Source organism: Acidovorax sp. FJL06 (assembly GCF_003852545.1).
Taxonomy (GTDB): Bacteria; Pseudomonadota; Gammaproteobacteria; order Burkholderiales; family Burkholderiaceae_C; genus Acidovorax.
This window is the reverse complement of record NZ_QAJR01000022.1, coordinates 1,534-1,870: the sequence shown is the minus strand read 5'-3', so window position 1 is coordinate 1,870 and position 337 is coordinate 1,534. Positions and strand designations below refer to the sequence as shown.

Here is a 337-nt window from a genome sequence, read left to right as displayed (position 1 = left end):
CGCCCAGCTGCTGGCCCAGTTCGAAGGCACGGCCCGCGCGGCACAAGCCCCCGAGCGTGGCCGCATGGACCTGCGCACCTACGGCGTGGGCGCACAGATCCTGCGCGAATGCGGCGTGCACAAGATGGCCCTCATGGGCCAGCCCCGCCGCATGCCCAGCATGGCGGGCTACGGCCTCGAAATCACCGGTTTCATCCCCAAAGAATAAAAGAACAGGACTACGACTATGTTTGGCGCAGACAAAGGCACCGCAGACAAATTGGACGGCAAGAAGCTGCACATCGGCATCGTGCAGGCCCGCTTCAATGAAGGCATCACCAACACCCTGGCCGCCGCC

General features: G+C 64.1%; 2 pseudogenes. Both read left to right on the top strand.

The window, feature by feature from the left end:
* Positions 1-208: pseudogene (locus DBV10_RS23140) on the top strand (bifunctional 3,4-dihydroxy-2-butanone-4-phosphate synthase/GTP cyclohydrolase II); the annotation flags it as partial.
* 18 nt (positions 209-226) lie between these two features.
* Positions 227-337 (top strand): annotated as a pseudogene (locus DBV10_RS23135) (6,7-dimethyl-8-ribityllumazine synthase); the annotation flags it as partial.